24 protein-coding genes and 2 pseudogenes are annotated in these 24,999 nt (G+C 40.0%); 12 read left to right on the top strand and 14 right to left on the bottom strand.

Annotated features, from left to right (window positions below):
* Nucleotides 1–66 precede the first annotated feature (66 nt).
* Nucleotides 67–1,446 (bottom strand): magnesium transporter, encoded by a 1,380-nt coding sequence (mgtE, locus tag N6B01_RS01185; protein WP_246708101.1) that lies wholly within the window; start codon nucleotides 1,444–1,446, stop codon nucleotides 67–69.
* Between the two features lie 342 nt (nucleotides 1,447–1,788).
* On the opposite strand from mgtE, the gene N6B01_RS01180 reads away from it, so the two are divergent.
* Nucleotides 1,789–3,837: a M3 family metallopeptidase gene (locus tag N6B01_RS01180; protein ID WP_262079523.1), complete on the top strand. Its 2,049-nt coding sequence runs from the start codon at nucleotides 1,789–1,791 to the stop codon at nucleotides 3,835–3,837.
* A gap of 134 nt (nucleotides 3,838–3,971) precedes the next feature.
* On the opposite strand, the gene N6B01_RS01175 is transcribed toward N6B01_RS01180, so the two are convergent.
* Both N6B01_RS01175 and N6B01_RS01170 read right to left on the bottom strand, forming a co-directional pair.
* Nucleotides 3,972–4,253 carry a DUF6694 family lipoprotein gene (locus N6B01_RS01175; RefSeq protein ID WP_182418520.1) on the bottom strand — a complete coding sequence of 94 codons (282 nt, stop codon included), beginning with the start codon at nucleotides 4,251–4,253 and terminating at the stop codon, nucleotides 3,972–3,974.
* A 288-nt stretch (nucleotides 4,254–4,541) separates the two neighbouring features.
* A complete protein-coding gene (locus tag N6B01_RS01170) occupies nucleotides 4,542–4,832 on the bottom strand; it encodes a hypothetical protein (protein WP_182418519.1) in 291 nt (96 codons plus the stop codon).
* A 395-nt stretch (nucleotides 4,833–5,227) separates the two neighbouring features.
* Between N6B01_RS01170 and N6B01_RS01165 the strand changes: the two genes are divergently transcribed.
* The 8 genes and pseudogenes from N6B01_RS01165 (at nucleotide 5,228) to N6B01_RS01130 (ending at nucleotide 12,670) form a co-directional block, all read left to right on the top strand.
* Nucleotides 5,228–6,142, top strand: coding sequence for a branched-chain amino acid ABC transporter permease (locus N6B01_RS01165; protein WP_262080534.1), 915 nt, complete (start codon nucleotides 5,228–5,230; stop codon nucleotides 6,140–6,142).
* 1 nt (nucleotide 6,143) lies between these two features.
* Complete coding sequence (locus tag N6B01_RS15195) at nucleotides 6,144–7,748, top strand: ABC transporter permease subunit (protein WP_410007219.1); 1,605 nt, start codon at nucleotides 6,144–6,146, stop codon at nucleotides 7,746–7,748.
* Between the two features lie 14 nt (nucleotides 7,749–7,762).
* Nucleotides 7,763–8,671: pseudogene (locus tag N6B01_RS01155) on the top strand (ABC transporter ATP-binding protein); the annotation flags it as partial.
* Nucleotides 8,672–8,700: 29 nt separating this feature from the next.
* Nucleotides 8,701–9,450 (top strand): ABC transporter ATP-binding protein, encoded by a 750-nt coding sequence (locus N6B01_RS01150; RefSeq protein ID WP_262079521.1) that lies wholly within the window; start codon nucleotides 8,701–8,703, stop codon nucleotides 9,448–9,450.
* 63 nt (nucleotides 9,451–9,513) lie between these two features.
* Nucleotides 9,514–9,891: a DUF6867 family protein gene (locus N6B01_RS01145; RefSeq protein ID WP_262079520.1), complete on the top strand. Its 378-nt coding sequence runs from the start codon at nucleotides 9,514–9,516 to the stop codon at nucleotides 9,889–9,891.
* A gap of 256 nt (nucleotides 9,892–10,147) precedes the next feature.
* Nucleotides 10,148–10,969 carry a MetQ/NlpA family ABC transporter substrate-binding protein gene (locus N6B01_RS01140; RefSeq protein ID WP_371739674.1) on the top strand — a complete coding sequence of 274 codons (822 nt, stop codon included), beginning with the start codon at nucleotides 10,148–10,150 and terminating at the stop codon, nucleotides 10,967–10,969.
* The gene (locus N6B01_RS01135) at nucleotides 10,969–12,003 is read left to right on the top strand and encodes a methionine ABC transporter ATP-binding protein (protein ID WP_262079519.1); all 1,035 of its coding nucleotides are present in this window, start codon (nucleotides 10,969–10,971) and stop codon (nucleotides 12,001–12,003) included. The genes N6B01_RS01140 and N6B01_RS01135 overlap by 1 nt, the downstream gene beginning before the upstream one ends.
* A complete protein-coding gene (locus tag N6B01_RS01130) occupies nucleotides 11,996–12,670 on the top strand; it encodes a methionine ABC transporter permease (RefSeq protein WP_182418514.1) in 675 nt (224 codons plus the stop codon). Before N6B01_RS01135 ends, N6B01_RS01130 begins: the two co-directional genes overlap by 8 nt.
* 142 nt (nucleotides 12,671–12,812) lie before the next feature.
* Here the strand turns inward: N6B01_RS01130 and N6B01_RS01125 are convergent, their stop codons facing one another.
* Nucleotides 12,813–13,802, bottom strand: a complete 990-nt coding sequence (locus N6B01_RS01125) for an aldo/keto reductase (protein WP_262079518.1) — start codon at nucleotides 13,800–13,802, stop codon at nucleotides 12,813–12,815.
* Between the two features lie 124 nt (nucleotides 13,803–13,926).
* Here N6B01_RS01125 and N6B01_RS01120 point away from each other — a divergent pair, with 124 nt between their 5' ends.
* On the top strand, nucleotides 13,927–14,817 hold the full coding sequence (locus N6B01_RS01120) for a LysR family transcriptional regulator (RefSeq protein ID WP_410007218.1): 891 nt from the start codon (nucleotides 13,927–13,929) through the stop codon (nucleotides 14,815–14,817).
* A gap of 89 nt (nucleotides 14,818–14,906) precedes the next feature.
* Here N6B01_RS01120 and N6B01_RS01115 read toward each other — a convergent pair whose 3' ends face one another.
* Nucleotides 14,907–16,220 (bottom strand): dicarboxylate/amino acid:cation symporter, encoded by a 1,314-nt coding sequence (locus N6B01_RS01115; RefSeq protein WP_182418512.1) that lies wholly within the window; start codon nucleotides 16,218–16,220, stop codon nucleotides 14,907–14,909.
* A 157-nt stretch (nucleotides 16,221–16,377) separates the two neighbouring features.
* On the opposite strand from N6B01_RS01115, the gene N6B01_RS01110 reads away from it, so the two are divergent.
* Nucleotides 16,378–17,175: a putative antibiotic biosynthesis monooxygenase gene (locus tag N6B01_RS01110; RefSeq protein WP_262079517.1), complete on the top strand. Its 798-nt coding sequence runs from the start codon at nucleotides 16,378–16,380 to the stop codon at nucleotides 17,173–17,175.
* Nucleotides 17,176–17,192: 17 nt separating this feature from the next.
* On the opposite strand, the gene N6B01_RS01105 is transcribed toward N6B01_RS01110, so the two are convergent.
* From N6B01_RS01105 to lptC, 9 genes and pseudogenes are all read right to left on the bottom strand, one after another.
* Nucleotides 17,193–17,750, bottom strand: a complete 558-nt coding sequence (locus N6B01_RS01105) for a hypothetical protein (RefSeq protein ID WP_262079515.1) — start codon at nucleotides 17,748–17,750, stop codon at nucleotides 17,193–17,195.
* Between the two features lie 85 nt (nucleotides 17,751–17,835).
* Nucleotides 17,836–18,315: a signal peptidase II gene (lspA, locus tag N6B01_RS01100; protein WP_182418509.1), complete on the bottom strand. Its 480-nt coding sequence runs from the start codon at nucleotides 18,313–18,315 to the stop codon at nucleotides 17,836–17,838.
* The gene (locus tag N6B01_RS01095; RefSeq protein ID WP_182418508.1) at nucleotides 18,312–19,163 is read right to left on the bottom strand and encodes a TrmH family RNA methyltransferase; all 852 of its coding nucleotides are present in this window, start codon (nucleotides 19,161–19,163) and stop codon (nucleotides 18,312–18,314) included. Before N6B01_RS01095 ends, lspA begins: the two co-directional genes overlap by 4 nt.
* Entirely contained in the window at nucleotides 19,160–20,353 is a 1,194-nt protein-coding gene (locus N6B01_RS01090) for an RsmD family RNA methyltransferase (RefSeq protein WP_410007244.1), read from the bottom strand. Before N6B01_RS01090 ends, N6B01_RS01095 begins: the two co-directional genes overlap by 4 nt.
* 205 nt (nucleotides 20,354–20,558) lie before the next feature.
* Complete coding sequence (locus N6B01_RS01085; protein WP_262079513.1) at nucleotides 20,559–20,870, bottom strand: LapA family protein; 312 nt, start codon at nucleotides 20,868–20,870, stop codon at nucleotides 20,559–20,561.
* Nucleotides 20,867–21,154: an integration host factor subunit beta gene (locus N6B01_RS01080; protein WP_182418506.1), complete on the bottom strand. Its 288-nt coding sequence runs from the start codon at nucleotides 21,152–21,154 to the stop codon at nucleotides 20,867–20,869. Before N6B01_RS01080 ends, N6B01_RS01085 begins: the two co-directional genes overlap by 4 nt.
* A gap of 521 nt (nucleotides 21,155–21,675) precedes the next feature.
* Nucleotides 21,676–22,407: pseudogene (gene lptB / locus N6B01_RS01075) on the bottom strand (LPS export ABC transporter ATP-binding protein); the annotation flags it as partial.
* An 88-nt stretch (nucleotides 22,408–22,495) separates the two neighbouring features.
* Nucleotides 22,496–23,068 carry an LptA/OstA family protein gene (locus N6B01_RS01070; RefSeq protein ID WP_262079509.1) on the bottom strand — a complete coding sequence of 191 codons (573 nt, stop codon included), beginning with the start codon at nucleotides 23,066–23,068 and terminating at the stop codon, nucleotides 22,496–22,498.
* A 75-nt stretch (nucleotides 23,069–23,143) separates the two neighbouring features.
* Nucleotides 23,144–23,809 (bottom strand): LPS export ABC transporter periplasmic protein LptC, encoded by a 666-nt coding sequence (gene lptC / locus N6B01_RS01065; RefSeq protein WP_262079507.1) that lies wholly within the window; start codon nucleotides 23,807–23,809, stop codon nucleotides 23,144–23,146.
* A gap of 624 nt (nucleotides 23,810–24,433) precedes the next feature.
* Between lptC and N6B01_RS01060 the strand changes: the two genes are divergently transcribed.
* Nucleotides 24,434–24,940, top strand: a complete 507-nt coding sequence (locus N6B01_RS01060) for a GNAT family N-acetyltransferase (protein ID WP_262079505.1) — start codon at nucleotides 24,434–24,436, stop codon at nucleotides 24,938–24,940.
* Nucleotides 24,941–24,999 lie beyond the last annotated feature (59 nt).

The raw sequence follows: 24,999 nt of genomic DNA, 5'->3' as shown, positions 1-24,999 counted from the left end.
GTTTAGGATAGCTAAGCTTTATGTGAGGGTTTAGACAAACTATCCAAACCCTCATACTGCCTTTAACTAAAGCAATGTACCCGATAAAATAAGCGCGGCAATGGAAAAATAAATCACAATACCAGAAACATCGACAAGGGTGGCAACAAGTGGTGCAGAAGCACTTGCTGGATCAAAACCAAGGCGTTTTAACATGAACGGCAATAAGGAACCGATGAGCGAACCAAAGGTAACAATCGCCACCAGCGTACAAAAAATAGTAAATGCAATGAGCAACCAATGCGGACCATAATCATAGAAACCAGAAAATTCCCAAACAAGAATTCGCACAAAGCCAATGGAACCAAGCAACGTTCCAAGAATAAGCCCTGTTGGCAGTTCCCGCAAGAAAACCTTCCACCAATCGCGTAAAGTTACTTCACGTAACGCCAAGGCACGAATAATCAGCGAGGTTGCTTGCGAGCCGGAGTTACCGCCGGAACTGATAATCAACGGCACAAAAAGGGATAGAACAATTGCCTTTTCTAATTCATGTTCAAAAAATTGCATGGCTGTTGCAGTAAACATTTCGCCAATAAAAAGAACAGCAAGCCAACCGCCACGTTTTGTAAACATTTCCCACATGCTGGTTTGCATGTAAGGCTCTTCGATCGCCTCCATACCACCAAACTTTTGGGTATCTTCACTCATATCATCGACCATAACGTCAAGAACGTCATCAACTGTGACAATACCAATAACATGTTTTTCATCATCAACCACCGGTACTGACAATAAATCATAGCGGCGGAAAAGCCTTGCCACATCATCGCGCTCGGTTAATGGCGAAATAGTAACTGGCTCCTGATGGCGGCCCGCCTCAAGGATTAATTCTGATGGTTTTGCTAAGACGAGATCACGCAATGACACATCGCGCAATAAAATACCACTTTCAGGATCAATAACATAAGTTGTGTAAACTGTTTCACGGGTGCGCTCAACTTCACGGATAAAATTAAGGCTGCGTTCCACCGTCCAGGTGGCTGGAACGGAAATAAATTCTGTGGTCATTAAAGCACCAGCAGTATTTTCTGGATAAAGGGTCAGCGTTTTCAATTCATGACGCGTCACCGGCTCCAACATGGAAAATAGCCGTTTGCGGACCTCTTCATCCATGTCTTGGAAAACGTCAGTCGCCTCATCGGCAGACATGCCATCTAAAATATCAACTGCTAAATTGGTTGGCAGCGCTTCCATAATTTCACTGGCGCGCTGCAATTCATGCATGTCAAAAAGGTCAACAGCGTAATCAAGCGGTAAGTGGATAAATACCTCAACCGCCTCATCTATTTCTAAACTATTGATAACATCAATTGCGTCAGCATAACGCAGCCGTACAAGCTCAGTTGCAATAACTTTAGGCGCGAGAGAGGCAATGGAATCGGTTTTATTGGTAGGCTCTGTCACTTTAATATACCTCTCATTTCATCTGCATGAATATTATCACTAAATGTCTTTTATATTTTCCACGCTTTTTCAATATATTAACATTAAATTCATCGAATAGCTTATTTGATGATTTGTCTGTGTTTTTTAGACAAGTCAATAAAAGCTTTGGTGAAAACAGCCGTATTTATCAAAATCCCACTAAAAAATGACGGCAAGATTTCAACAAGTTTGGTTTTATCAATATATATGCTTTTAATCATAATTTTTTTTCTTATATTCGATAGGACTTGATATAAACAAACGCATATCTTTGATAAAATTAACCAATACAGAAATTATTGATATAGAAAAGCGATTACAATGACAAAAGATTTAAATGATCATGGTTTGAAAGCTCTTAGCCAATGGCAGGGCTTTCAGGGGCTTCCTGATTTTTCAAGCTTTAGTGATGATGATTTTAAACCAGCTTTTGACCTTGCTTTAACAAAGGCAGAAGCAGAAATTGAAGCCATCGCTGAAAACGATGATGTGGCAACCGTTGAAAATTTTCTTATTCCTTTTCAACTATCAGGCGATATGCTTGACCGCGTTTCTTCTATTTTTTGGATGCGTTCTGGCGCGCATTCCAATGAAATTACCCGCGCATTAGAGCAAGACTTTGCTCCAAGATTATCGCGCTTTTCATCGCATATTTTAATGGATGAGCGCATTTTTAAAAAAATTGACCATCTTTATCAAAATCGCGAAAATTTGGGTCTAGATGAAGAAACCAAACGGGTTATTGAGGAGTCTTGGAAAGGCTTTACACGCAATGGCGCTCGCCTTGGCAGTGAAGACAAAAAACATCTTGCCAAAATCAACGAGCGGCTCGCTATGCTTGGCGCACAATTTGGCCAAAATATTCTACATGATGAAGCTGAATGGGTGCTTTTCCTTGAAAGTGACAACGACCTTGCTGGACTACCAGATGATTTACGTGCCGCAATGCGCGAAGCCGCCAAAGAACGCGGTAAAGATAATGCCTATGCCCTTACCTTATCCCGTGCCATTATCGATCCATTTTTAACTTTTTCAAAAGTTGCCCATCTGCGTGAAAAAGCCCATGAAGCGTGGATAAAACGCGGTGAAAATAATGGTGATCATGATAATCGCGCCAATATTCGCGAAACGGTAAAGCTGCGTGATGAAAAGGCAAAGCTTTTAGGCTATCAATCCTTTGCTGATTATAAGCTTGATAATACCATGGCCAAAACGCCGCAGCATGTTATGGATCTTTTATTACCTGTTTGGCAAAAAGCAAAAGCTAAGGCTGAAGAAGAATATAGTGAGCTGCAAGATTTAGCTGCATCACAAGGCGATAATGGTGAAATCAAAGCCTCTGATTGGCGCTATTATGCTGAACAATTAAAGGCGCAAAAATTTGCCTTTGACGAGGCTGAACTTAAACCTTATTTGCAACTTGATGAAATCATCAATGCTGCATTTTATACAGCCAATCGCCTCTTTGGCTTACAATTTGAAGAAAAGAAAGGCGTGCCGCTCTGGCATAAGGACGCGCGGCTATTTATTGTTCGCGATGAAAATGGCGCCGATAAAGGTCTTTTCATTGGCGATTATTTTGCGCGCTCTAGCAAGCGTTCTGGCGCATGGATGAGCGCCTTACAATCCCAGCATAAGCTAGCTGGTGGTGAAAAGCCAATTATCTATAATGTGATGAACTTCGCGCGTCCCCCAGAAGGTGAGACAGCTCTTTTATCTTTAGATGATGCCCGCACCCTCTTCCATGAATTTGGTCATGCATTGCATGGGCTTTTGTCAGATGTCACTTGGCCATCGGTTTCCGGAACATCAGTATCGCGTGATTTCGTTGAGCTTCCCTCACAGCTTTATGAACATTGGTTGACGGTGCCGCAAGTTCTAGAAAAATTTGCCCGCCATTATAAGACTGGTGAAATCATCCCCGATGCATTATTGAAAAAAGTGCTTGCTTCGCGCACCTTCAATGCAGGTTTTGAAACCGTGGAATACACTTCATCAGCCTTGATTGATATGGCTTTCCATAAGGGCGGCGAGGTAAATGACCCATCCGCATTTGAGCAAGAGCAACTTATTGCCACGGGTCAACCAAAAGCTATTGGGCTGCGCCATTGTCCACCCCATTTTGCACATATTTTTGCAGGTGATGGCTATAGTGCCGGCTATTATTCCTATATGTGGTCAGAAGTTTTGGATGCCGATGCTTTTGAAGCTTTTGAAGAAACAGGCGATGCTTTTAACAGTGAGCTTGCTGCCCGCTTGAAAAAATATATCTATTCGGCTGGCGGTAGCAAAGATCCTGAAACTCTTTATAAAGAGTTTCGTGGGCGCATGCCAACGCCTGATGCGATGATGCGTGATCGGGGATTATAAACGTATCATCATAGTTTTCTTGCAAAGAAAATAATTTAAAACACCAAAGGTAATTAAATTTTCAACTAATTATCGCCCGATAAAACTATTTATAGGCCCTGTTTGATTTAACAGGGCCTATAAGTTAGAAAATATTATTTATTCATTTCAATAATTTGTTTACCTGTTTTACCTTGAATCTTATCTTTTAAGGCAGCTTCCATTTTAGCTTGGTCTGTTTCACCAGTTGCAATAATGTCAGCCATAATTTTTGCTACTGCTTGCTGAAACTTAACCTTGTCTTCTGCAGAAAGTTTTTCGACAACTTTTTGAGTTGATTCAGTTGCTTTTGTTGCGTCACTCATATCAATGGTAGGCTCGCTACCACATGCACTTACCATCAAAGCAACGGCTAATAGACCTAAAAATTTTTTCATTCTTTTAATCTCTTCAATAAAGGATTTAATCACACCTCATCAATAAGGTTGAATTTTTTTCTTTTTTCAAGTGAGAATAAATATAATGAACAATTATTTTTATATTTCAAATATAAATAGAATATTTTTAAATTATTCTAATAAATTCCCATTATCTATTTTGCAAAAAAACATTTTTTAATTGCATCATTAAAAAAAGCCTATAGATTGAAAAGGCAATCTATAAGCTTTTTTAAATAATAAAGCGGTTAAATTTAAAAACCCAACCTAATTCGCTTAAAAAAAACTTTATCTACGTGTCCAGAAAAAAGCACCGGCCAAAAACCCTATCGCTGCAACAACAGCAAGTGTTGTTTTGGGATTTTCTTTCACCTTATCACGCACAATCATAGCCTGATCAGCTACTTCGTGGGCTGCCCTGCGGCCATGCTGACGCAAGCGCTCTCCAAGCTCATGGGCATCATCAAGAAGATGCATATCTTTAGATTTTTGAGTGAGAGCATTAAGCTCTTCGCGCAAATTTGTAATATGCTTTTTTAGTTTTTCAACTTCGGATTGCTCACGCTCAAAAATACTCATTGCAAACTCCTAAAATAAAATTTTTAACCTTATATATATTTGGGAAAGCACAAGGGATTTGACAAGAGCTGTTGAAACAGCAAACAATAACAAAATGGTTACCGGTTAACCGACTCGTAGAAAATTAGCTAAAATGCCTATTTTGTGTAATTTTCTCTCAAAATGAGGCATAAATTTAGCTATTTTGCAAAAAATCCTACCTAATTACGGATATTTTTGTATTTTTTAACATGAAAATAGTGCAAACTTATTGATTGAAACGGCGTATCTGTTATGAACATCGCCCAACAATGACGTATAAACAGCAAATGAAAAAATGCTATATGCTTAAATGAGCGAGCCAAATAAGCTCCAAGACACTGATGAACTATTTAAGCAATCAGGAAATTGATATTATGGATTATAATTACTTCCTTCAAGCTTTGATACAAGGGCTTGCTCTTGGTGCAATTTATGGCTTGATAGCTATTGGCTATACGATGGTTTACGGCATCTTAGGAATGATCAATTTTTCCCATGGTGATGTATTCATGGTGAGCGGTTTTATTGCTTTAATTTCGTTTATGCTGCTTGCCTTGCTACCCACAGCATTGCCCGTGGCTTTTGCGTTGGTGGTTGTGTTGCTAGTCACGATGTTTTTTACAGCAGCTTGGAGCTGGACAATTGAACGAGTGGCCTACCGCCCATTACGTGGATCTTTTCGCCTAGCTCCGCTTATTACCGCTATTGGTATGTCAATTGTACTGCAAAATTTTGTACCAGTATTCCAAGGTTTGCGGCCCAAAACCTTTACCGGTGAAATTTCAGGTGGTTTTCTTATCCCTGGAACAACCGTTACCCTGCAATATAAACAAATTCTTGTTGTCGCAACTACAATTATATTGCTTTCAATTTTTTCGTTTATAGTTGCCAAAACTTCGCTAGGGCGCGCTCAAAGAGCTTGCGCTCAAGATGCAAAAATGGCGTCTCTGCTCGGTATTAACGTGGATCGTACAATTTCAATAACCTTTATTATGGGCGGCGCACTTGCTGGCGTTGCCGGTGTTATTTTCCTAATCTACTATAGTACGATTTCCTTTACCGAAGGATTCATTGTCGGCATCAAAGCTTTTACTGCAGCTGTTTTAGGCGGTATCGGCTCTTTGCCAGGTGCTGTTTTAGGTGGCATTTTAATTGCGTTCATTGAAGTATTTTGGCAAGCCTATGTTGACCCTGCTTATAAGGATGCCGCCACATTTATGATTTTGATCATAGTGTTGATTTTCCTGCCCACTGGGCTTCTTGGTCGTCCAGAAGTGGAGAAAGTCTAACATGTCAGACCTATCCAATCAAAATATGTTATCAGAACGCTTTTCCAATGCTTTAAAGCAAGGTTTATTAACTGGCGGTATTGCCTTTATTCTATTTCTATTCATTATTGGTTTTAATGCCGATTATGATCTTGAAAACCAACTGGTTTTAACCCCACAAATTGGCTATTTGGTCAATTATATCGCTATTGCAGCTATTGGACGCTTTACGTGGGTGCTATTTGGCGGCGGGTCACGTGGGACATATGCTGCAATCATACCAGTTCTTGCATTGTTTATTGGGTATCGTGCTTGGCTTTGGTATGTAACTGCAAGCCAAGAAGGTCTTTACGATTTTTCAGCCCAAATAAATCAATTAGCCATAATTGCTATAATACTTGCTGTTCTATTGATTTTTCTAAACATAATACGATCGTCTTCAAGATTTGGGCAAAAATCGACTGATCAGGTATTGAGATTTATATCTAACGGCCTTTCCAAAGCAGGAGGAAAATCAGTTTCTGTTCTGCTTATTCTCTATCCAATTTTAGTTATTTTCCTTGTTTATATATTTGCTTATTTATCTTCGACAAGTGAGCCAAAACTAGCTGATATTTTTAAAAAATCATCGTTTTTTATCGATAATTACGGTATTTATATCCTCATCTATGTGATATTGGCTTGGGGGCTTAATATCGTTGTTGGCTTAGCTGGATTGCTTGACCTTGGATATGTCGCATTTTATGCTGTTGGCGCCTATACGGTGACATTGCTTGGCAATCACTTCGGGTTTTCTTTCTGGCTGTGTCTTCCCCTTGCAGGTATTTTGGCTGCTCTTTGGGGTATGATGCTTGGCTTTCCTGTTTTACGGCTGCGCGGCGACTATCTAGCAATTGTTACATTAGCTTTTGGCGAAATTATCCGTATTGTTTTACAAAACTGGGAACCCGTTACCGGCGGCAGCAATAGCGTTAAGGTGCAATCGCAAGCTACTTTTTTTGGTATTTCTTTTGCTCGTGGCAAGGAAAGCTTCGCCGATATTTTTGGTCTCATAAATAGCCAAATTTATTTTAAAATTTTCCTTTATTATCTTGTGCTATTTTTTGTCATCGCAATGGCTATTTTTATCACTCGCTTAAAGAAATTACCTATTGGACGAGCCTGGGAAGCTTTGCGTGAAGATGAAATAGCCTGCCGTTCACTTGGTATAAATCTAGTTACAACCAAATTATCTGCTTTTGCCACAGGCGCTTTTTTCGGTGGCATTGCCGGTGCATTTTTTGCGCAACGTCAAGGCATGATTGATTATACGAGCTTCAATTTCTTAGAATCGATCATTATTCTTGCCATTGTTGTCCTTGGTGGCATGGGCTCGCTAAAGGGCATTGCAATCGCTGCTATTATTATGGTTGGCGGCGCAGAAGCTTTGCGCAGTATTCCATCGGTACAAATGGTATTTGGTCCCGGTTTTGATCCTACTCAATATCGTATGTTGTGGTTTGGTCTTGCTATGGTCTTTATTATGATTTGGCGGCCACGTGGCTTTGTAAGTGGACGCGAACCGAGTGCCTACTTAAAAGAAAAGAAAAATATTTCTGGTAATTTTACCAAAGAGGGAAATGGTTGATGAAAAATCTAACAATGTCCCAACAAGAAAAGACAATTAATCAAGATGATATCATTCTTGATGTCCAACATTTACGCATGGTATTTGGCGGTATTATCGCCATTGATGATTTAAGCTTTAGTGCAAAACGTGGTGAAATCACAGCAGTGATTGGACCTAATGGCGCAGGAAAAACAACCGTTTTTAACTGTATTACTGGGTTCTACCGCCCAACGGGTGGTATGGTGTCGATGCGGCAAAAAAGCGGCAAGACACTAAAATTGGAACGTCTTGCTGATTTTGAAATAACCAAAAAGGCAAAGGTTGCCCGCACATTTCAAAATATAAGACTTTTTACTGGGCTGACCGTACTTGAAAACCTGCTTGTTGCGCAGCATAATACTTTAATGCAAGCCTCTGGCTTTAGCCTTTCTGGCCTATTAGGCCTTAAATCTTATAAAACGGCAGCAAAACACGCCCTTGATAAAGCCGCACAATGGCTTGAAAAAATTGACCTTATTGACCGCGCTGATGATCCTGCAGGTGATTTGCCTTATGGCGACCAAAGGCGCTTGGAAATTGCTCGCGCCATGTGTACAGATCCCGAGCTTTTATGTCTTGATGAGCCTGCTGCAGGATTAAATCCGCGTGAGTCGCTTGAACTTAATAAATTGCTGCTTTCAATAAGAAAAGACTACAACACCAGCATTTTGCTTATTGAACATGACATGTCCGTGGTTATGGAAATATCCGACCATGTTATCGTTCTTGAATATGGTTCGAAAATTTCGGATGGAAAACCACTGGAGGTCCAAAACGATCCTAAAGTTATCGCCGCCTATCTTGGTGTTGATGATGAAGAAATTGAAGATTTGTGGATTGATGAACAAGATACACACAGTGGTGATAAAACCGATGAACTCGTTCATAAGCTGATTGAAGAAACTGACGAGACCACGAAAGACGCAGCACGATGAAAGATAGTCAAGTAACGAATGATAAGAAACTGCTGCTCAAGGTCAATAATGTTGAAACTTTTTATGGCTCTATCCAAGCCTTAAAAAATGTTAACATTGAAGTGCATGAAGGTGAAATTGCCACCCTTATTGGTGCTAATGGCGCTGGTAAATCAACTTTGATGATGACTATATTTGGTGCGCCCAAAGCTCGCAGTGGTAGTATTATATTTGATGGTAAAGATATTACAAAATTGCCATCTCATGAAATTGCGCGTTTACGCATCGCGCAATCCCCTGAAGGACGGCGTATTTTCCAACGCATGAGCGTAATGGAAAACCTGCAAATGGGTGCAAGCCTTGATAATATGGCTTATTTTGATGAAGATGTCGAAAAAATGTTTGCACTATTTCCCCGCCTTAAAGAGCGCTTGCACCAACGCGGCGGTACACTTTCGGGCGGCGAGCAACAAATGTTGGCAATTGCACGTGCATTAATGGCAAGGCCGCGCCTTCTTTTACTTGACGAACCCTCGCTTGGGCTTGCACCACTTATTGCCAAGCAAATTTTCGCTGCCATTAAGGATTTAAACAAGACAACTGGTCTTACAGTGTTTTTGGTTGAACAAAATGCTTTTAGTGCGCTGCGTCTTGCTGACCGCGCCTATGTTATGGTCAATGGTGTTATTACGATGAGTGGCAGTGGCCGTGAATTATTAGAAGACCCACAAGTGCGCGCTGCGTATTTGGAAGGCGGCCATCATTAGATTTGCCAATTTAAATTTGCGAAAAATAGTAAAATACCAAAGACAAGCATAAGGAGAAAACAAATGAGAGGCATTTTATTCGAGCAATCCTCGATAGTTTATTTTCTCATCATTACAGTAATATTAGGTGGCGGTGCAGCGTGGATGACTGGACGTGCTTGCGCCCTTACTTGGCGCAATATTAGCATTGCACTTGCCTATATGGTTTTATTGGCTGTAGCCATTCGTTTTTTGCATTATGTCATTCCGTACTACGAAGCCGATAATGGAAATATCACTTATCATGCAACATTTTTATCGCTGCATTATTATTTAGTTGACCTTGTGGTTATGCTGATTTTTTGTGCCCTTGGCTATCGCCATACACGAGTAAATCAAATGGTGCGCCAATATAGTTGGCTTTATAAAAAAACTTCCCCACTTTCCTATAGTGAAAAGTGACAACTGAACTATTAAACAAACCATTTGTTGAAATGTGAAGCGAGTCTTATTTTGGCAATATTTTTATCATTTTTAATAGCAATATTGTTTTTTAACCATAGATTAGAAAAAAACTATCGATAAAAGCGATTAATTGTAAAATCTTATTGCAAAATAACAGATTTATCGTTTTTTCTTTCTTGGTTTTTTGCTATAGCCGCACAATTATGCAGATAAATCCGGCAATGATGACCGGCCATTACAAAGGAGCATTTCCATGGCATTCTTTACTGCACTTAAACGCCGTACACTTTTAGCAATGATATTGTCACTAGGTATGGTTGGAACGACCATGTCTTCGCTTCATGCTGAAGATAAAACCACCATCAAGCTTGGCGTGATGGATGGTCAAGAAGCAGATGTTTGGAAAGTTGCTGCTGAAGTTGCTAAAAAAGATGGTCTTAATATCGAGCTTGTTATGTTTGATGATTATGCTATTCCAAATGAAGCCGTTAATGGCGGTGATTTAGATGCCAATGCGTTTCAACATACGCCTTACCTTGACGCGCAGATTGCGCAACGCGGCTATAAACTAACTATCGCTGGTGATACTGCTTTATTTCCAATGGGTGTATATTCGCGCAAGATCAAAAACCTTGACGAATTAAAGGAAGGTGCCAGCGTTGGTATTCCTGATGACCCATCAAATGAGGGGCGTGCGTTACTCGTGCTTGCCCAACATGGCTTGATTACTCTTGATGACCCTAAAAATATTTTAGCAACGCCAAACAACATCAAAGACAATCCAAAAAAATTGAAATTTGTTGAGATGGATGCTGGTATGCTTGGCCGTTCTATCGCAGATTTAGATATTGCAGTAGTTAACACAAATTGGGCTTTGGTGTCTGGTCTTGATGGCGCAAAGGATGGTATTGCGTGGGAGAAGCCAGAAAATAATCCATATACCAATATTATTGTTGTACGCACTGCCGATAAGGATGAACCTTGGGTTAAAAAACTAGTCGCTGCTTATCACAGCGAACAAGCGCGCGCTGAACTTAAGCGCATCTTTGGTATCAATTACGCAACGACGTGGTAATGACATTACAAACAACCCCAGTTTTAGAACTGAAGCACATCCGTCGCCATTTTGCACAAACGGCGGCGGTTGATGATATTTCATTGACAGTTAATAGAGGCGAAATCCTTGGTATAATTGGCCGTAGTGGCGCTGGAAAATCAACCCTTATTCGTTGTTTCAATGGTCTTGAGACCATTGATCAAGGGCATATCTATTTTGAAGGGCAAGATATTTCCAAATTGAGCGACAATGAATGGCGTAAAATTCGCCAAAAAATCGGCATGATTTTTCAACATTTTAATTTATTATCTTCCAAGACAATTATTGAAAATGTTGCGTTACCGCTGAAATTTTCTGGCATGAATAGCAAACAACGTTTTGCTCGCGCTAATGAATTGCTAGAACTTGTTGGACTTGCTGATAAAGCCACAATGTATCCGGTGCAATTATCCGGCGGTCAAAAGCAGCGCGTTGGTATTGCCCGCGCACTTGCAGGTAATCCTCGCATCTTATTATCCGATGAGGCAACCTCTGCCCTTGATCCTGAAACAACCCAATCAATCCTTGAGCTTTTGCGCGAAATTAATCGCAAAATGCAACTTACTATTATTCTCATCACCCATGAAATGGAAGTTGTTCGCTCTATCGCTGATCGCCTTATTGTACTTGATCGCGGAAAAATTGTAGAACAAGGCTTTGTCAAAGATATTTTTGCTCGCCCACAAAATGCAACGACACAATCTCTTTTACAAGTCATAACGCCACAATTACCAAGCAGCATTGCGGCTAAATTACATCAAACCCGTGGAGACGATGCGATTATAGAATTGCATATTTCCGGTGATGAAGCGCGCAAACCGTTTTTCAATAATCTTGCCAATGACACTGGCATGGTAACCCGCATTTTGCAAGGTGGTATTGATACAATTCAAGATGAGCCTATAGGCCTTTTCTTCATTGCAGCGGATGCAAAAGATAAAGATCGACTTAGCCTTGCCATGAATTGGTTAAAGCAAAGAGCAGACCATTGCGAGGTTTTGGGCTATGTTTAATAGTGAAAATATTTCGATTATTTATGACGAAGTTCCTAAAGCCATTCTTGATACCTTTTGGATGACTGGTTGGTCAGGTCTATTTGTGCTTTTATTTGGACTACCGCTTGGACTTTATCTTTATGTGACAAGTAAGGATGGTCTTTTTGAAAATGCTTGGCTTAATCGACCCGTGAGTGCTCTTGTCGATGCGGTAAGAGCCATTCCTTGGATAATTCTATTTGTTTACTTGATGCCTGTATCGCGGTTTGTTGTAGGTAAGCCATTTGGTAATGAAGCAACTATTTTCGTGCTTGCCATATCAGCGATACCATTTTACGCAAGAATGGCCGAGCTTTCATTCCGCAATATTGATAAAGGCCTTATTGATGCAATACGCTCGATGGGCGCAACACGTATGCAGCTTATCCGTGAAGTGATCATTCCAGAATCAAAATCTAGCTTGATTACCGGCCTTACTGTTACAATCATTGCTATTATTAGCGCCAGTGCTATTACTGGCTTTGTTGGCGGTAATGGTTTGGGTAGAATTGCCATTAGTTATGGTTATAAACGCGATATGAGTGACGTTATGACGGTTGTAGTCGCTATACTCATTGCATTAAATGTAGCCGTGCAGTGGTTTGGTGATCATCTTTCGCGCAAATATGATCATAGCAAACGTTAAAGCTGCAAAGGGCTTTTAGCAAATTTAAAATACGTTGAACAATATTGCTATAAACATACTTTGTTGCAGTTTAATTATTAAAGCAATAAAAACCAATTACCCTATTTTGGGTAATTGGTTTGATTAGGGTCAGAAATAAGGCCTATTTACCAACACGTGCTTGTAAATGGGCAGGATAACGCGCGCCAACAACTTCAATCGCATCAAGGGCGGTTTTAATATCGCTTAAGGCTGCGGGGGATAATACAACGTCAACCGCTTTAATATTTTCCTCAAGGCGCGATATTTTTGTTGTACCGGGTATAGGTGCAATCCAAGGCTTTTGGGCTAGTAACCATGCAAGGGCGATTTGCGCGGGTGTGGCATTATGATCTTGTGCAATTTTTTGAATAGCATCAAGCAATCCTTGGTTGGCTTCCATAGCTTCCTTGGCAAAACGCGGTACCGATAAGCGGAAATCATTTTCTTTAAGATCATCTGGTGAATTGAGTTTGCCAGTTAAAAAGCCTTTGCCTAATGGGCTAAAAGGTACAAAGCCAATTTCTAGCTCCTCTAATAATGGAATGATCTCATTTTCTGGTTCACGCCACCACATGGAATATTCGCTTTGTAATGCGGTTACTTCTTGCACCATATGGGCGCGGCGTATGGTTTCACATCCTGCTTCGGAAAGACCAAAATGGCACACTTTGCCTTGTGCAATTAAGTCTTTTACTGTGCCGGCAACATCTTCAATCGGCACATTGGGGTCAACACGATGTTGGTAATAAAGATCAATATAATCAGTTCTTAAACGCTTTAATGACTGTTCTACTACACGTTTAATATGTTCTGGCCGACTATCCATATTTTGTAAAGCATTGGCATTTTCAGTATCAAAGCCAAATTTAGTGGCAATGACTACGTCTTCACGAAATGGCTGTAAGGCTTCGCCAACAACATCTTCATTCAAAAATGGCCCATAAATTTCGGCGGTGTCAAAAAAACGGACGCCTTTGTCATAAGCTGCACGAATAAGTTTTATCGCCTCTGCTCTATCGGTGGCAGGACCATAGCCAAAGCTTAAACCCATACAACCAAGACCAAGGGCCGAAACCTCTAATCGACTTTTTCCTAAATAGCGCTTTTGCATGATTTTCTCCAATGAGGTTGGTGCAGCTTTATTTTTAGCTGCTCTATGACTAAGATATAAATGATGCTATGATTAATTATAATAGGGTATAATTGGATAGAGCTTATAAGGCGTACTTATTAATATGGAAAATTTAAATGACCTTGTGGCCTTCATTGCTGTTGCTCATGAGAAAAGCTTTACTAAAGCCGCCGCAAAGCTTGGAGTGTCGCAATCGGCGCTTAGTCAAACAATACGTAATCTTGAAGAGCGATTAGGCATTAGATTGCTTATGCGCACCACACGCAGCGTATCACCAAGCGAAGCAGGAGAAAAATTATTGGCAACCTTGGTGCCACGTTTTGACGATATTGAACAAGAGCTTAATAATATAAAGCAAATGCGCGATAAACCAAGTGGTACAATTCGAATTTCAGCAGGTGAGCATCCAGCAATGACAATCTTGCAGCCGGCGATAACAGCATTTTTAAAAAAATATCCTGATATTAAAATAGAGCTCGTTGTTGACAATAGCTTTATTGACATCGTTCGAGATCGCTTTGATGCTGGTGTACGTTTTGGCGAAGCAATTGATCAAGATATGGTAGCGGTTAAAATCGGCCCAAAACAACGCATGGCAATTGTTGCAACACAGCAATATTTTGAAACCTATGGCAAACCTGTTACCCCGCGCGAGCTTGTCCACCATAATTGCATTAATATGCGCTCAGCAACAACGGGCGGCTTTTTTCAATGGGAATTTGAAAAAAATGGTCGTGCTTTAAATGTTCATATTGATGGTCAACTAACTTTAAGCCAATTGCAGTTGCGGGTAAATGCTGCACTCGATGGCGCAGGCCTTGTTTATATTCCTGAAGATCTCGTATTGGAATTTATTGAGCAAAAGCGGCTTATTCGGGTATTAGATGATTGGTGTGAGCCATTTGAGGGCTATTATCTTTATTATCCTAGCAAGCGTCAGCATATGCAGGCCTTTAATCTTTTTATTGACCATATTCGTTATCGTCCCAGATGATAATAATTGATTTTACCTAAAAAAACGGCAGCCTTTGGTTTAAGGCTGCCGCTTTTTTTAATGATTGTTTTTATAAAAAGTTAAATTGCTTATGATGCAACTGCATCAGGGGCAGTTTTGCGGTCAAGAGTTGCATGAAGCTGTTCTTGATCCAAAGCGTTTTCCCATTTGGCAACAACAACACAAGCAACGGCGTTACCAGTAAAATTGGTAAGCGCACGGCATTCTGACATGAAGCGGTCAATACCAAGAATAAGGCCAAGACCTTCAGCAGGAATGGTTGGGAACATGGCAATCGTTGCAGCTAGGGTAACAAAGCCAGCACCAGATACACCAGCCGCACCCTTTGATGACACCATAGCAACCCCCAAAAGAGCAAGCTGATGCCAAATGTCAACAGGAACACCATAGGCTTGAATGATAAATAAGGCAGCCAAAGTCATATAAATATTGGTGCCGTCAAGGTTAAACGAATAACCCGTTGGTACAACCAATCCAACCACTGATTTTTTTGCGCCAGCTTTTTCCATTTTATCCATTAAAGATGGAAGTGCCGATTCCGATGACGATGTGCCAAGAATAAGTAAAAGCTCATCTTTGATATAGCGCACAAGTTTGAAAATTGAAAAGCCATTATAGCGGCAGACAGCACCAAGAATAATGACGACAAATAAAACCGAAGTTAAATAAAATAATAAAATTAGATAGCCAAGGCGGAAAATAGCCTCTGACCCGTATGCACCTGCAGTAAAGGCGATAGCACCAAATGCACCGATTGGCGCAGCGCGCATGATGATTGAAACTAGTTTGAAAACAGGTGGTATAAGGTTTTGGCAAAACGTAAGAATGGGCTTGCCGCGCTCGCCAATTGATGCAAGCGAAATACCAAATAAAATAGCAACCAAAAGAACTTGTAGTAAATTGCCTTCAGTAAATGCCGATACTAATGTTTTAGGCACTATGCTTTTAAAAAAATCAATAATTGAAATACTTTGCGCATCGGCCGCATATTTTAATGCTTTAACTTTATCAGCATCTGAAATGGCAGTTGGAAAGTTATGACCTGGTTGAAACACATTAGCGACAATTAAGCCTATGATCAAAGCAAGGGTAGAAAAAGTTAAAAAGTAAATGAACGCTTTACCAGCAACCCGCCCCACACTCGCAAGATTGCTCATGCCAGCAATACCAACAACAATGGTTAAGAAGATAACGGGAGCAATGATCATTTTAATCAAAGCAATAAATACAGTGCCTAATGGTTCGAGTGATTTGCCAAGATCTGGCCATTTAAGACCAATTGCAATACCAAGAGCAATAGCAAAAACCACTTGAACATAAAGATGGTTGTATATTTTCGGCTTTGGTTTTGTTGAAACTAGATGTTCAATTTCAATTGCCATATAAATCTCCTCATCCAACTGAAATGCAAAATTTTCCTCAATTGACATTTTTATCAATAAAATACAAGAAAAAAGCAATTTGATCAAAAGTCGCATAGCAGCTTATTGATTGAAATCAAATTTTATCCATTATTTCGCCACTTATTCGCCATGAATAATGTGGACAACATCGCTTGGTGGGCCGCTATTCAAGGCTGTCAGTAAATGGGGGCTAGAATTATTGATCTATCTTATACTCTTATTTGCGTTCTGGCTATTCATCGGCTTTAAACGCACCAACCAATTGCCTGTGCCTTTTTATAAACGGTTTGTATTGATTATCGGCTGGTTAGTCTTTGCAATTTTGACACTTGGCCTATTATTGCCGTATGTTTTAAATCCCTTTCCCGATCAGCCGTGGTCTCGCCTCTTTATTTTGGTCTTTTGCGCTTTAATGGCATACCTTGTCTTACTGCTTTATTTGGAAGCGCGGTGTTTAAAACTTAAACAACGCATGACAAGAGAGTTCATCCGTGACATAATGCTTGTTGTAAGTTTACCATGCATTGTTGTTTATATTGGCTTTTATATTTTCTTATTTTTACCTACTTATCATAAAATTGACAATCAGCTAGTGGCGCAACCAATTGTTGACAAACTGGGCAAACCTTTGTCTTTTGATCAATTTTTAAGTGTTTATCAGCAAAGCTATTCGTCACTGGCCCCTTTAGATCTATATCAGGCACAGTTCGTATCATCGGAAACAACTGATTTTATGAGCAATAATGATCTTGATATTTCTGGAAGCAACGTTGAGGCATTTCATGCAATGCTGGAAGTGATAGATGAAAAACTTTCTTTTCATTATTTCTTATTAACTTTCATTATATTCTTTTGGTTGTGGGGCATAAGTTTTTATCAGGCGATTTCAAGAAATTGGCGCCGCGATTATGATGGCAGTTTTATTTATGAATGACTTTTTCTTCGTAAATGTCAGTCAGTAAAATCTTCAAATTTTTTTAAATTACCGCTTTTGTATTTTTCATAAACGTCTTCAACATCTACTCTTGCCATTTGAACTACTTTATTCAAGTTCATCATATGGACTGATTGGCCATTTTCCTCATCAATAGTATTTTGAAAGGTACAAAAATCGTTATCTGTAATAAAAATAGTGCTGCTGCCCTCATAAATATATTCCTTTGAATTTTCATCAATAATAGCTGGAGGAATAAAATAGTTTACAAAGACAACAATAGATGTTTTTTCACCCTTCACGGCTGTTACATTAATGCAATAATATGAGGCACACCCGGCATAGCTAAATTTAAGGCGCTGTTTTTCATTTGCTTCCAGATAGATGTCTGTATTTGTAGTTTCACTATTTTCAGCAATAATCTGCCCTTTAAAAAGCCAACGGCTCAGCATGACATCATCATAAAAGGCTAGTCGTTCATGGTCAGTGCATTCATGGCTTTTGGCACATGGGGCAATAATGCTAAAGGTAAAAAAGGAAATTGAAAGAATTATCGCTGTTAAAATTTTACGCATAGATGCATCCCCTAAATACCTATCCTTTTGAGGATAACAATTAGGACCCAAATAACAAGCGGTATAAAATTCACTTTAAAAAAAATTAAGTCTTTTTAACTGGTTTTGAACCAAATAATTCATTGAGAATAATCAGCACAGCGCCAATGGTGATAAAAGCATCTGCGGCGTTAAAAACTGCAAAAGACCAGCCATAGGCATAAACAAGAATATAATCCACCACGTAATGAAAACGCACACGGTCGATTAAATTGCCAAAGGCACCACCGAGCACCAGCAAATAACCAATATTAGCGAGCTGTTTATTCTTATCGCCCTTGAGCCATAAAAATATAACGAAAATAATAACCACAATAGTTAAGGCAATAAGCCCCCAATCATGGAAAGATGCCAACATTGAAAAAGCAATACCGGTATTTTGCGTGTAAAAAAGCTTTAAAAACGGCAAAACATCAATAGCTTGATAAAGCTCCATATGGGTGACGACAAGATGTTTTATCACTTGATCAAGCGCGACTAAAATGGCGACAAAAATTATCCCACCCCATAATGCTGATTTCTTCATGCTATACGCTCATCCAATACCAAAACATTGCGGCGCATTTCATAAAGCATTACCGCCGTTGCCACCGCAAGATTTAACGAATCTGCACGTCCTGCTTGTGGGATACGTGCAAGCTTATCACAGCTTTGAGCAAGACTGTCGGGCAATCCTTGTTGCTCATTGCCCATCATTAACATGATTGGCCCCTTTTTATAGGAAATAGTGCGATAATCCACCGAGCCTTTTAAATGGGTGCCGATAATGTCGCCATTAAAGCTTTTGCGCCAATTAAGAAATTCTGGCTCTTTAGCACGATAAAGCGGTACTGAGAAAATTGATCCCATAGTCGCACGCACTGTCTCCAAAGAATAAGCATCGGTTGTATCACCAATTAAGACGATACCACGTGCCCCAACTGCATCGGCAGTACGAATAATTGTGCCAAGATTGCCAGGATCGCGGACACGGTCAAGAGCAATATAGAGATCATCACGGCCAGCTTTCAACTGATCTAATGGCTGCCATTTTTGTTCAAAAACACCAATAACCGTTTGCGGATTTTCGCGCCGCGTAATTGATGTTATAACCTTGTCATTTGCTTCAATAACAAGTCCGCCACTTGCAACGGTGCGTGCTGCCACTTTTTCAATCGCTGGATTACCAAGCCCAGATTTTGCAAATACCAATGTGCGAATTTGCCAACCCTGTTCAAGCGCATCAATAACCAGTTTCAAGCCTTCAGCTATAAAAATACCTTCACGGTCGCGGAATTTTTTCAAAGAAAGCGCTTTTAAATCCTTGATAATTGGATTGGCAAGGCTGGTAATTTCTTTTACTTGTCCGGTTCTTGGTCTTGAATTATTCATCATGCAATCCAACGGCTAAATAATGAGGTTGATAGGGCGCGTTTTGCCTGTTCTTCACGTAAAATAAGCTCACCTGATTGAACTTCGCCTTTAAGGCCGCGAAAACGGTCGCGCATTAATTCATGAATCGCATAAAATGACGCACGGATGGAATAGGCAGTGAGTACGACAGCCAAAGGTCTATCAGATAAAATATCGCGACAACCCGCAACCATTTGCGGTAAATGGTCAAATAATTGCCAAACCTCGCCATGTGGCCCACGGCCATAGGCCGGTGGATCGAGTAATATAATATCATAGGTCTTGCCGCGCCTTGCTTCACGCTCGACAAATTTCATCGCATCTTCACAAATCCAACGGATTGGCTTGTCATTAAGACCGGCAACTTCTTGATTTTCGCGTGCCCAACCAATGGCTTTTTTTGACGCATCGACATGAGTAACCTCAGCGCCGGAGCGCGCGGCAATTAATGAGGCAATACCCGTATAGCCAAATAGATTAAGCACTTTTACTGGCCGTTTAGCATCAATAATCTGCTGTTCCATAAAACGCCAATGGGCATCTTGTTCAGGAAAAACACCAACATGGCGAAATGAGGTGAAACGGCCTAAAAATGGCATACCATTCCATGCCATAGGCCATGTTTCACCAAGTGGGGTTTTGGGAAAATTCCACCGTCCCAAACCTTCTTCATCGGTATTGCCGGTAAAAATGGCGTCGGCTTGTTCCCATTCCTTGATATCAAGGCTTGGCTGCCAAAGGGCTTGGCCTTCAGGGCGGATAATCTTATAAGGACCATAACGCTCAAGCTTTAAACCATGGCCACTATCCAGCAATGCGTAATCATTATCGGCAAGGGTTTCAAGAATAAGCGGTGCACTTCCTAATGGTCGCTCACCTTCCACCTTGGCAATCTCTATGTTGGATAATGCATTAAAGAGTGTTGCTTTATCAAATGGCAGTGCGGTAGTGGTTGCGCTGTCACCACTCTCGACAGGCTTTTCTGCTCGTCTCGGCTTACCGCTATGTGATTGGTTCTTATTATCCTCACTCAAGCTAGCTTGATCGCGTCTATCGCGGGGCTTTTGCGAGCCTTCTTGAAATAACCTTGTTTTTGCAGATGAATTAGCCTGTGAAGGGCGTTGTTTATCCCAAGACTTTGGCTTATCTTTTGCCACTTTTTGCTTTGCCATTGATGGTCGGGCTTTTTTAGATTTCACCAGAATATTGCCTGTAGTTGGATGGTTAAAAACTTATTTAAAATGAATGATGCGGGCATAGGCCCGCATGATAGTTTAACGTCAATAAAAGCCCGATTATGTCTAAGCCAAAGCGCTTACTTTAAATACTCGTTAAATAGCAAAAATGTGTTCAACACTGCCTATCTGCGACTATATTTTATGACTTAACAGCAATATCAAGATCATGATTGCGATTTTTTGCCTTTTGTGCTGCTAATTCATTTTGGCATTCATGCAAGGCTTTGCGGTATTTATGCTGTTCAAACCAAACTGCAAACCCACCAATGATCATACCGATAATTAAGAACAAAAATAGCCAGATAAAAAATGGCAAAGTAAAATGCCATGTAGTGCTATCAAAAGGGTTAAGCGCCAATGTGGCTGCAGCTCGATTGGCAACCATAAAGGCCACAACAATAATGGCTAATGGAATAAGGATAATTGCTGCTATGATGCGTTTAAAAGTCATTCGTCTTCGCTATTCAAACGGTCGCGTAATTCTTTACCAGTTTTAAAAAATGGAACCCATTTTTCTTCAACTTCAACAGCGTCGCCGGTACGCGGATTGCGCCCCACACGTGATGGGCGATTTTTTACGGAAAAAGCACCAAAGCCTCTTAGTTCGACGCGGTTTCCTTCAGCCAAGGCATCGGAAATTTCGTTAAACACTGTGCTGACAATGTTTTCAACATCGCGCTGGAAAAGATGCGGGTTACGGCTGGCAATGATTTGCACGAGTTCCGATTTTATCACAATTAATCTCCGTTTCAGCGAATTATAATATTCATGTTATTCTAGCATAAATGCTTAAGTAAAATGTTAAGTGTTTCAGTCTAACTTTTTTGTACGATCATGGCCTGGCATCAACTTGCCAAATATCACATTAATGTGAATCAGCAATTTAACCAATGAATAATTTTGTATGTTTCTTTTAAAACAATTTGCCGGCACTGTGAAGTACCTGAATTAAAAACCACAAAAAGTAACAGCTTTACAGCAATTTAAACTGCAAAAATTTAAAAATCTTTTCGAGATGATCCACTTACATAAATTGATAAACTATTTTGTATTCAAAACAAAATAAACTTTGCGGATGACTTATGAAGACAAGGTGTTTATCCGTCAATGCCTTTATTAAAATTTTGATATATTTCGGCAATATTTTCTAATGTTCAATCAATGCAACGCTTGATAAATTGACAAAAGTCAAACAGTTTGCCAAATCTAAGCAAACTGTCTAAGCAATTGAAGCATCGTAAAATATGATTTAGCTTTTACAAAGAAAATGTATTGCCAAGATAGAGGCGACGCACGTCAGCATTTGCCACGATCTCGTCAGGAGAACCATGAGTGAGCACTTGACCTGAATGAATAATATAAGCGCGATCAACCAGCCCCAATGTTTCTCTCACATTGTGATCAGTAATCAAAACACCAATACCACGACGCGTTAAATGACGGACCAATTGTTGGATATCAGAAATTGCGATCGGATCAATACCGGCAAAAGGCTCATCCAACAGCATGAAGTTCGGCTTTGAAGCTAACGCACGCGCGATCTCAAGACGGCGTCTTTCACCACCTGACAAGGAAATTGCTTGGGATTTTCGCAAATGCGAAATTTTAAATTCATCAAGCAATTCGTCTAATTGCAGCGCCCGCTTTTTCTTGTCTTTTTCAACAACTTCCAAAACGGCTTTAATGTTATTTTCAACACTCAACCCTCTAAAAATCGATGCTTCTTGAGGCAAATAGCCAATGCCCAATCGAGCGCGACGATACATGGGCATAGTGGTAACGTCAAAGCCATCAATTTCTATTGAGCCACCATCAGCAGGAACAAGACCAGTTACCATATAAAAGCAAGTAGTTTTACCTGCACCATTAGGTCCTAAAATGCCAACAGCTTCGCCGGCGCGCACACCAAAAGATACATCACTTACAACCGCGCGCCCACGATAGGTTTTACTCAAATTACGCGCAATCAGTGTGCCTTTATAGCGATTAACGCTGGCGTTATCTGTTTGCTCAACGGGCTCATCACTGCGTTCGATTTCGATTGTTTCTTCAACAATTTGCTGCATTACTATAACTTTATTCCGCGCGGTTCATGATAACAGAGACACGGCCTTTTTTCTGTTGACTGGAACAGCTTTCGAGAAAAGCCTTGCCGCTATCCATATGGGCAGTTAATTTACAACCGGTCGCAACATTATCACCGTCGGTTAAAACAACATTGCTACCTGTTAAAATCATAACATTGGTTTTACCATTAAAAGCACCTTGATCACCCGTCGCGATTTGCGTGCCTTGCTTGATATAGACCTTGTTTGACACTTCCATTTTTTCAATGCCGCTCGATCCAAGTCCACCGCTTGCTGCTTGCTGTGGCTTTGTACCATCGGGCTTAGCGTAATAGACAATCATTTTACCAGCTTTAAGCAAGCGATCACCTTGGATAACCGTGACATTGCCAGTAAATACAGCAAGGCCTTCTTTGTCGCGCATTTCAAGGTTGTCAGCATCAATCTTTATAGGTTCTTTGCCACCAGACAGATTAAGACCAAAATTAGCTTGCTGAGCCATTGCAGCTGGCGCAAGCGTAAAAAGACATCCCACAATTAGAGCCAAACGACCCAGGTGATAACGAGTGCAAATATTCAGCATTCTTTGACGCTCCTTCACTGGGCACGAACCACCCATATTTTGATGTTCCATAACTTGGTGTTCCATAACTTAGTGTTATTGTGTTTTATTATCTGCTTCTTGCGGCGCAATAACCAGTTGGACTCTGCCGTTGAATATAAAGACCTGTCCATTTTCTTTAATACTTAAACTATCAGCCGTCAAATGTTCTCTGTCGCGAATTATTTCCACTGGTTCATTTGTGGTTAATTGGCTTGTTTCAATGTTGATATCCGCTGACTTAAAACTTGCATTGACACCATCACTGGTTGTAACCGTAAAAGGTTTTTCAAGCACCATACGACCATTAATACTATCATAAATCCCACCAATGGCAGATACCTCAGCTTCGGCCCGTTCGCCAAGTGGCATTTTAGCGGTAATATCCTCAAGCTCAATCAGGCCTGGTTTTAGTGGATCTTGCACTGCGCGACTAGCATTGAATGAGTAAGGCTTTTGGCTTTTTGAATAGCCTTCAATTTTTGGGCTAGTCATGACAAGTTTGTCGTTGCCATCAGTATTAAGCGCAACAACATCCGCTGTTGGACGGGCGGCAAAAAATGTAAACCATGCAAAAACCGCAGCAATCATCACAGCAATAATCGGTAAAAGAATTTTAATATATTTTACCCTACTGGAATGCTTCATAGCTGCCAAAAAGACACTATCCTTTTTGACACTTGTTGAAAAAATACTGCTATCGCTATTTTGACGATCGTCCACGCGGTCCTCTTACATATTAATTTTATATATTATGATATAATAATTATAATCTCTTTAACAAGGAATTATTAATTGCTCATGCTCCATATTAATAATTCACTCAATTAAACCTTTCTTTATATTTATAGTTAGCGCCCCTATTATCAATAGTGCTCTGCCAAACAGCAAGGGATAAATTTGGGGCATAAGCCAATGCTATTTTTGTAACGCTCATGTAACAATAAAAACTTGAAACTATATTAATATGAATAATGTTCTTGCTAAAGTTGTATAACACAAAAGCGGCATTTTTGAGTGATAAATTAATTGGAATTTAAAGATCAATAATGATGGATAGGCTTCGTTCTACACGCCTATATATGCGAAATTTTTATCTTCGCCTCATTCCATATTTTGATTTTTACTGCCGCTATTTTAAAAACTTGCATAAAATTTAGAGATATTTTTTTAAAAATCAGCGCATTTGTTTTTTCACAATATGAATCAAAAACAACCACAGCCCATAACTATAGCTTTACCATTTCAATTTCTGGAGTGAGTGGTGTATAAACAAGGTAATGTAAATATATTTTGTACAATCCATATATTGTTTTTAAATATCATAAATTACAATGAGGGCAAAAAATGAATATTACTACACGTAAAATGGTCCTTGCAGATTGCGAGCATGTGGCACCATTATTGCAAAAAAATGCCCAATCCAATCATGGTGGGCTTTTTGGCGAATATCCACTAAAAAAAGTTGAAGGCATGTTCAAAACCAGCCTAAACACAGTTATCGCGCAAGAAAGTGATAAGGTTGCCGGTGTTGTTTTTAGTTTCTCGGTAAGTTCTGAAAGCTTGCCACCTGTTGCTAAAAAAATTGTAGAGCTTTATCCTAATTTAACCCAAGATGATTGGTTCTACGGTCCTGTTTGTATTGACGAAAATTATCGTGGCCAAGGACTTCTTGCCAAATTATGCGACAAGATTTGCTCTTTAAATACGGGAAAGCCTATAGCATTTATTAATCTTGACAATATTGCGTCATTAAAAGCCCACGAAAAGATAGGTTTTAGTGAAGCAGGACGTTTCAAATTGGACAATGTTGATTGGCTTGTATTGGTAAAAGAGGATCCTTTCCGAGAGTAAAAATAAGTCCTGCGTTTAGTTTACCCCCTCAAAAATACGATTTTTTAAATAAAAAGCGC

Source organism: Bartonella sp. HY406 (assembly GCF_025449315.1).
Classification (GTDB): Bacteria; Pseudomonadota; Alphaproteobacteria; order Rhizobiales; family Rhizobiaceae; genus HY038.
This window is presented reverse-complemented; position numbering and strand designations above follow the sequence as displayed.